7 protein-coding genes are annotated in these 7,408 nt (G+C 61.9%); 2 read left to right on the top strand and 5 right to left on the bottom strand.

Annotated features, from left to right (window positions below; translation table 11 throughout):
- Window positions 1-29: 29 nt before the first annotated feature.
- Window positions 30-434 (bottom strand): rhodanese-like domain-containing protein, encoded by a 405-nt coding sequence (locus AB4X18_RS21460; RefSeq protein ID WP_370402754.1) that lies wholly within the window; start codon window positions 432-434, stop codon window positions 30-32.
- A gap of 293 nt (window positions 435-727) precedes the next feature.
- On the opposite strand from AB4X18_RS21460, the gene AB4X18_RS21455 reads away from it, so the two are divergent.
- A complete protein-coding gene (locus AB4X18_RS21455) occupies window positions 728-2,128 on the top strand; it encodes a selenium-binding protein SBP56-related protein (RefSeq protein WP_370402755.1) in 1,401 nt (466 codons plus the stop codon).
- 3 nt (window positions 2,129-2,131) lie between these two features.
- Window positions 2,132-2,800: a hypothetical protein gene (locus AB4X18_RS21450; RefSeq protein WP_370402756.1), complete on the top strand. Its 669-nt coding sequence runs from the start codon at window positions 2,132-2,134 to the stop codon at window positions 2,798-2,800.
- Between the two features lie 3 nt (window positions 2,801-2,803).
- Here AB4X18_RS21450 and AB4X18_RS21445 read toward each other — a convergent pair whose 3' ends face one another.
- The 4 genes from AB4X18_RS21445 to AB4X18_RS21430 all read right to left on the bottom strand — a co-directional run bounded on the left by AB4X18_RS21445 (window position 2,804) and on the right by AB4X18_RS21430 (window position 7,382).
- Entirely contained in the window at window positions 2,804-3,550 is a 747-nt protein-coding gene (locus tag AB4X18_RS21445; RefSeq protein WP_370402757.1) for an SDR family oxidoreductase, read from the bottom strand.
- Complete coding sequence (locus AB4X18_RS21440) at window positions 3,547-5,010, bottom strand: aldehyde dehydrogenase family protein (protein WP_370402758.1); 1,464 nt, start codon at window positions 5,008-5,010, stop codon at window positions 3,547-3,549. Before AB4X18_RS21440 ends, AB4X18_RS21445 begins: the two co-directional genes overlap by 4 nt.
- A 119-nt stretch (window positions 5,011-5,129) precedes the next feature.
- On the bottom strand, window positions 5,130-5,474 hold the full coding sequence (locus tag AB4X18_RS21435) for a RidA family protein (RefSeq protein ID WP_370402759.1): 345 nt from the start codon (window positions 5,472-5,474) through the stop codon (window positions 5,130-5,132).
- 3 nt (window positions 5,475-5,477) lie between these two features.
- A complete protein-coding gene (locus AB4X18_RS21430) occupies window positions 5,478-7,382 on the bottom strand; it encodes a propionyl-CoA synthetase (protein ID WP_370402760.1) in 1,905 nt (634 codons plus the stop codon).
- Window positions 7,383-7,408 lie beyond the last annotated feature (26 nt).

Genomic DNA, 7,408 nt, shown 5'->3' with positions numbered 1-7,408 from the left:
ATCTGTGGTCGTGAAGTGGATCTGGCGTGCTATGCGGCGTCCCCGTCCCGCGCAACAGGGCCGCCGTGTTTTTCCCAGGCGGAAAACCCGTCTTTCAAGTGCGCGGCCGCGAACCCCATGTCTTGCAAGGTGGCTACCGTCAGCGCGGATCGCCACCCCGAGGCGCAGTGAAAGACGTATTTCTTGCCCTCCTGCGCAAAGACGTCCTTGTGATAGGGGCTTTCCGGATCGACCCAGAATTCGATCATGCCGCGCGGGGCGTGAAATGCGCCGGGAATGTACCCGGTCCGCTGACGTTCGCGCGGATCGCGGAGGTCGACGATCACCACGTCGGGATCATCCACCATGGCGATCAGATCGGGCGTTTCAATTTCTTCGATTCGCGCGCGCGCGGCGGCGACCAGCTGCGCGGCTGAGGTTTTGAGCGGTTGCATCAACACGATCCTGTTTTGGCGGTTACGGGGACAACGTATTTACCATAATGCGTCTTACAGAATAATATTCTGATTTTTAAGCGGATTCAAAAACAAATTGCCAGATTTCATATTCGCGCCATAGTGGGCATGGGATTCCCTGTTGTGGGGAGCCTTGAAGGGAAAAGCTTTCTGATCGATCCACGGCAACGGCCCGGCACCTCCGCGCCCCCCTGCAATAAGAGAACGACAGCCAAGCCAAAGACGGTGGCCCAAAAGGCTGCGACATTACCTTAGTTTTATGGGAGGAAACTATGAACTTAAGACCGGACCCGACATTTCACGCCTCACCCAAGCTTGCCATGCAGGCCCCGGTGGAGAATTTTGCCTTTACCGTCATGCTCAGCCCCGATGGGTCGCAGTCCGACGGGATCGCGGTCATTGACCTCAAACCCGGCTCAAAGACCTATGGCGAGATTGTTCATCAGGTGATCGTGCCCAACAAGGGCGACGAATTTCACCACTTCGGCTGGAATGCCTGTTCGTCTTCGCTGTCGCCCCTGACGGGCCACGCGTTTCTTGAACGCCGCTATCTGATTGTTCCCGGCATCCGGTCTTCGCGCATTTACGTCATCGACGTGAAAGAGCCGCTGAAGGCGAAGATCCACAAGACGATCGAACCCGAGGAGCTGTTTGCCAAGACCGGCTATTCCCGCCCCCATACCATCCATTGCGGCCCCGAAGGCATCTATGTTTCCTGCCTGGGCGGCGGCGGCAAGGACGGCACGGACGGCCCTCCGGGCATCTTCATCATGGATTGCGAAACCTTCGAGATCATCGGCCAGTACGAGATGGACCGGGGCAAGCAGGACAAGCATTACGACTTCTGGTGGAACCTGCCGCAGGATTACATGGTCAGTTCCGAATGGGGCCTGCCGCCGCAGTTCGAAGGCGGGATCGTCGCCGAGGATCTGCTGAGCAACAAGTACGGCCATTCGATCCATTTCTGGGACCTGCGCGCGCGCAAGAACATCCAGACGATCGACCTGGGCGAAAATCACCAGATGGCGCTGGAAATCCGGCCCGCCCATGATCCGACGAAATCCTATGGCTTCTGCGGCGTGGTGGTCGATACCACCAACCTGCAAGGGTCGATCTTTACCTGGTGGCGCGATGACAAGGGCAAGTGGCAGGCGAAAAAGACCATCACCATCGACCCGCGCCCCGAAAAGCCGGAAAACCTGCCGCCACTGCTGCAGGGCTTTGAGGCCGTGCCACCGCTGGTCACCGACATCGACCTGAGCCTTGACGACAAATACCTGTATGTCGCCTGCTGGGGTCTGGGGGAGATGCACCAGTATGACGTCTCCGACCCGATGAAGCCGGTGCTGGCGGGCAAGGTCGAACTGGGCGGGATCGCGCGCGGGGCAAAGCACCCCAACGGCAAGGACTTTGCCTACGGCCCCCAGATGGTCGAGATCAGCCGCGACGGCAAGCGGGTCTACTGGACCAACTCGCTTTACTCCACGTGGGATGATCAGTTCTATCCCGACGATGAAGGCGGGCAGATGGTCATGGCCGATGTGGGCGAAAACGGCGGTCTGACGCTGAACAAGGATTTCTACATCGACTTCCCCAAGGGTCTGCGTTCGCACCAGATCCGCCTTGAGGGAGGTGACTGTTCCACCGACAGTTTCTGCTATCCTTCTGTCTAAACGATGCTAGACGAAACATCTGTGGCGGCCCTTTGGTGGGCCGTCATTTTTTCTGGCGTCTATCACGGGATCAATCCCGGCATGGGCTGGCCACTGGCCGTCTCCGCCGCCCTGATGGAGCGGAAACACACCGCCCTGCCCCGCGCGCTTGGGCTGCTGGCCGTGGGGCATTTCCTGGCCATGATCGGCATCTTGCTGCCGTTTTCGCTGATGATCGTGCTGGTCGAATGGGAGGTCGAAATCCGTGTCGGCGCGGGCCTGTTGGTGATTGCTATGGGCACCTATCTTCTGATCAACCGACGACATCCCAAAATCCTGGCGCGAGTGCATCCCGCGCGGCTGGCGCTTTGGTCATTCCTTGCGGCAACGGCGCACGGGGCGGGGCTGATGCTGGTGCCGATCTTTCTGGGGATCTGCGCGATTGGGGCGGATGAAACCGGGCATCTGGCCGCGCAGGCGCTGATGGGCAGCAATGTCACCATCGCCTTTGCCGTGGCGGCGGCACATACCTTTGCGATGACGCTGGTCGGCGGTGTGATTGCCACGGTGATCTATTTCTGGCTGGGCCTGCGGTTCCTGTCGAAGACCTGGTTCAACCTCGATATCCTCTGGGCGCTCAGCCTGATCGTGGTCGGGGCGTTTGGCATCTACTCTGCCCTTTACGGCCACTAGGTCCTAGATACACCGCCCGCCGTCCACCTCCATGCAGACGCCGGTGATCATGCTCGCCTCGTCCGAACACAGGTAGCAGGCCGCGTTGCCCATATCCTCCGCCGTGGAAAAGCGGCCCAGCGGGATGGTCGCAAGAAACTTCGCGCGCATCTCCGGCGTGTCTTCCCCCATGAAGCTTTTCAGCAGCGGCGTCTCCCCCGCCACGGGGTTCAGCGCGTTGACGCGGATGCCTTCGGGGGCCAGTTCCACCGCCATCCCCTTGGTGGCGTTGTTCATCCATCCCTTGGAGGCGTTGTACCAGTTCAGCCGCGGGCGCGGACTGACCCCGGCCGTGGACGCGATGTTCAGGATCACGCCAGACCCCTGCGCTTTCATCACCGGCACGATGGTGCGCGCGGTGAGGTAGACGGACTTGCAATTGACCGCGAAGACCTTGTCGAAATCTTCCTCCGTCACGTCCTCCATAGGGCTTGGCAGATGGGTGGTGCCGGCGTTGTTCACCAGAATGTCGATGCGGCCAAAGGCTTCCAGCGTGGTCTGACCCATGGCTTCGACGTCCGCGCCCTGCGCCACATTGGCCTGCACGACACGCACGTCGCCGCCGACCTCTGACGCGACCTCTTGCGCCATGTCGGTGTTCAGATCGGCGATCATCACCCGCGCGCCTTCGGCCACGAACTTGCGCACGATCCCCGCGCCAAAGCCTGACGCGCCGCCTGTCACGATTGCGGTCTTTCCATTCAGTCTCATTCCGTTCCCCCATGATAGGCTGCCACCGTCTTGAGCGCGGTGAAGCCATACAGCGCCTCGAACCCTTTTTCGCGTCCGTGCCCCGACAGCCCGGTGCCGCCAAAGGGCAGTTCCACACCGCCCCCGGCCCCGTAGTTGTTGATGAACACCTGCCCTGCGCGCAGCCGTTTGGCCAGCCGCATCTGCCGCGCGCCGCTGTCAGACCAGACGGAGGCGACAAGGCCGAAGGCGGTGCCATTGGCGATCTGCACCGCCTGCGCTTCATCCTCGAAGGGGATGACGACTTGCACGGGACCAAAGATTTCATCCTGTGCAAGTGTGTGATCCGGTGTGACGCCCGCAAACAACGTGGGCGCGACATAGGAACCGCCCGTGGGCGCATCCGCCACGATCTGCCCCTGCCCTGCGACTTCAAGATCACCGCCCTTGGCAATAAATCCCTCAACGATCTCGCGCTGACGGGCGGACACCAAGGGTCCCACCTCAAGATCATCCATCGCAGGCCCCGCGCGCAAAGCCCCATACCGCGCGGCCATCTTGCTCACGACCTCATCATACCGGCTGCGGTGCACCAGAATGCGGCTGGACGCCGAACAGGTCTGCCCCGCGTTCTGTATCCCGGCGTTCACCAGAAACGGCAAAGCGGCATCCACATCCGCATCGTCAAAGACCAGCTGCGGGGATTTTCCGCCCAGCTCCAGCGTGACCGGCACGACATTCTGCGCCGCCGCCGTCTGGATAAGCTTGCCGACGCCCACCGACCCGGTGAAGGACATGTGTTGCACGCCCTGATGCGCGCTCAACGCTGCACCGGCTTCCGCGCCGATCCCCGGCACCACGTTCAAAGCCCCGGCAGGCAAACCGGCGCGATGTGCCAGTTCGGCGAAAGCCAGCGCGGTCAGACAAGCCTCTTCCGCCGGTTTCAACACGCAAGAATTGCCCACGGCCAGGGCAGCGCCGACAGACCGCCCGATGATCTGCATCGGATAATTCCACGGGATGATATGCCCCGTCACCCCGTGCGGTTCGCGCAGGGTATAGACGGTGTACCCGTCCAGATAGGGAATGGTCGCCCCATGCAGCTTGTCGGCGGCCCCTGCGTAGAACTCCATGTATCGCGCCAGCGCGATGACATCCGCGCGCGCCTGCGTCAGCGGCTTGCCCACGTCCAGCGCTTCCAGCCGCGCCAATTCCTCGATGTTCTCCAGCACCAGCGCGCCGATCCGGGCCAATACGCGCCCCCGTTCGACGGCTGTCGCGCGTCCCCAATCGCCGTCCAGCGCCGCTTCGGCTGCCGCGACCGCCCGGTCGATATCCTCCGCCTGCCCCCGTGCAATCGCGCACAGGGTGCTGCCGTCCGACGGGTTGATCAAATCCAGCGTGTCTGCGCCCATCGGCACGATCCAATCGCCCCCGATGAAACACTGCGCAGGATCAATACCTAGGGGGGTGATGGTCATAGGTTTCTCCCAAAAACAGGCTCTAACGTAACCTCTAGGCCCGATCCTCACATGAAGGCACACCCCGCCCCTTCATCCTTTTTCAAATACCCGGTACATCATCAGCAACAGGCGTGCGCTCACTCAATAACCGCCGCCGTCACAATCATCTCAACCTTCAGCACATCACGCGCCAGCTTTGCCTCGCCGCAGGCCCGCGCGGGCGCGTGGCCCTCTGGCACCCAGGCGTTCCAGACCTCGTTCATCGCCGCAAAGTCGGCCATATCCGCAAGCCAGATCTCCACCTGAAGCATGTGCTCTCGGCTTGATCCCGCCTCCTTCAGCAAGGCATCCACGCGGGACAGACATTCAATCGTCTGCTCCGTGATATCGGCGCCTTCGCCCACCTGCCCGGTCAGGTAAACGACGCCATTGTGTTTCACGATCTTGCTGGACCTTACGCCCGTGTGCATCCGTTCAATCATTGCCTATCCAATCAGTTTGCGCGCATCCAGCGCCTCGGAAATTTCATCGAGGATCGCAGGATCATCAATCGCCGCTGGCATCTTGAACTCCGCCGCATCCGCGATCTTCTGGACCGTCCCGCGCAGCACCTTGCCGGACCGGGTTTTCGGCAGGCGCTTGACCTCCACCGCGGTCTTGAAGGCTGCCACCGCTCCGATTTTCTGCCGGACCAGTTGCACCAATTCCTTCTCCAGCTCCGCCGCATCACGCCCCGCGCCATCGTTGGTCACGTAAAGCCCCAGCGGCATCTGCCCTTTCAGGTCATCCGCCTTGCCCACGACCGCGCATTCGGCGATGTCGGGATGGCTGGCCAGCACTTCCTCCATCGCGCCCGTGCTCAGGCGGTGGCCCGCCACGTTGATGATGTCATCGGTCCGCGCCATGATGAACAGATAGCCATCCTCATCGACGATCCCCGCATCAGAGGTCGCGTAGTACCCCGGAAAATCGTTCATGTAGGACGACAGGAACCGTTCCTCCGCGTTCCACAGGGTCGGGAAGACCGAAGGCGGCAGCGGCAGTTTGCACACGATGTTGCCCAGCGTGCCGGGCGGAACAGGCTTGCCCGCGTCGTCCAGCACGTGAATGTCATACCCCGGCATCGGCTTGCCCGGAGAGCCGAGTTTCACCGGCAACATGCCAAGGCCCAGCGGATTGCCGGAGATGGTCCAGCCCGTCTCCGTCTGCCACCAATGGTCGATCACGGGCACCCCCAGTTTCTCCTGCGCCCATTCGATTGTCGCGGGATCAGACCGTTCGCCCGCCAGGAACAACGACCGCAACTTGCTCAGATCGTAGTCGGCCAGCAGCGCGCCCTTTGGATCTTCCTTCTTGATCGCACGAAACGCCGTCGGGGCCGTGAACAGCGACACCACGTCATGGTCCTGCATCACCCGCCAGAACGCACCGGCATCCGGCGTGCCCACGGGCTTGCCTTCGTACACAAGCGTCGTGCAGCCATGCAGCAGCGGCGCGTAGCAGATGTAGGAATGGCCCACGACCCACCCCACATCCGACGCGGCCCAGAACACCTCGCCGGGGGCAATGTCATAGATATTCGGCATCGACCATTTCAGCGCGACCATGTGCCCGCCGTTGTCGCGCACCACGCCTTTGGGCTGGCCCGTCGTGCCGGAGGTATAGAGGATATAGAGCGGATCAGTCGCGGCGACGGGCACACATTCCGTGCCCTGCCCTGCTGCAATCGCCGCTTCAACGGCAGCGGCATAATCCACGTCGCGGCCTTCGGTCAGATCACAGGTCTGCTTCTCCCGCTGCAGGATCACGCACCCGCTTGGCTTGGACGCCGACATCTCGATCGCTTCATCCAGCAGGGGTTTGTAGGCAATCACCCGCCCCGGTTCGATCCCGCAGGAGGCGGAGATGATCACCTTGGGCGCCGCATCATCAATCCGCGTCGCCAGTTCCTTGGCCGCAAAGCCGCCAAAGACAACCGAATGCACCGCGCCCAGCCGCGCGCAGGCCAGCATGGCGAAGACCGCCTGCGGCACCATCGGCATGTAGATGACGACCCGGTCGCCCTTCGTCACGCCCATGCCGCGCAGCACATGGGCCAGCGCGCTGATCTGCTGCTGGGCTTGCGCATAGGTGAACCGCTGCACCGTCTCGGTCACCGGGCTGTCGTAGATCACTGCCAGCCGGTCGCCATGCCCCGCCTCCACATGACGGTCGATGGCGTTGTAGCAGGTGTTGCAGGTGGCACCATCAAACCAGCGGCCATAGACGCCCTTGTCAGGGTTCAGAACCTGCGCGGCGGGCGTGAACCAATCAATGTCCTTCGCGGCTTCGGCCCAGAATGCCTGTGGATCAGCAGCCCATGCCGCGTAGGTTTCATCATAGGTTGGCATGTCTTTTCCCCTGTCTTCCCTTGGCC

The organism is Sulfitobacter rhodophyticola (assembly GCF_041281685.2).
Classification (GTDB): domain Bacteria; phylum Pseudomonadota; class Alphaproteobacteria; order Rhodobacterales; family Rhodobacteraceae; genus Sulfitobacter.
This window is presented reverse-complemented; position numbering and strand designations above follow the sequence as displayed.

Coding starts and splice junctions, on each gene's coding strand:
- AB4X18_RS21435 (WP_370402759.1), bottom strand. CDS start 5,474: ATGATTGAACGGATGCACACGGGCGTAAGGTCCAGCAAGATCGTGAAA.
- AB4X18_RS21430 (WP_370402760.1), bottom strand. CDS start 7,382: ATGCCAACCTATGATGAAACCTACGCGGCATGGGCTGCTGATCCACAG.
- AB4X18_RS21460 (WP_370402754.1), bottom strand. CDS start 434: ATGCAACCGCTCAAAACCTCAGCCGCGCAGCTGGTCGCCGCCGCGCGC.
- AB4X18_RS21450 (WP_370402756.1), top strand. CDS start 2,132: ATGCTAGACGAAACATCTGTGGCGGCCCTTTGGTGGGCCGTCATTTTT.
- AB4X18_RS21455 (WP_370402755.1), top strand. CDS start 728: ATGAACTTAAGACCGGACCCGACATTTCACGCCTCACCCAAGCTTGCC.
- AB4X18_RS21440 (WP_370402758.1), bottom strand. CDS start 5,010: ATGACCATCACCCCCCTAGGTATTGATCCTGCGCAGTGTTTCATCGGG.
- AB4X18_RS21445 (WP_370402757.1), bottom strand. CDS start 3,550: ATGAGACTGAATGGAAAGACCGCAATCGTGACAGGCGGCGCGTCAGGC.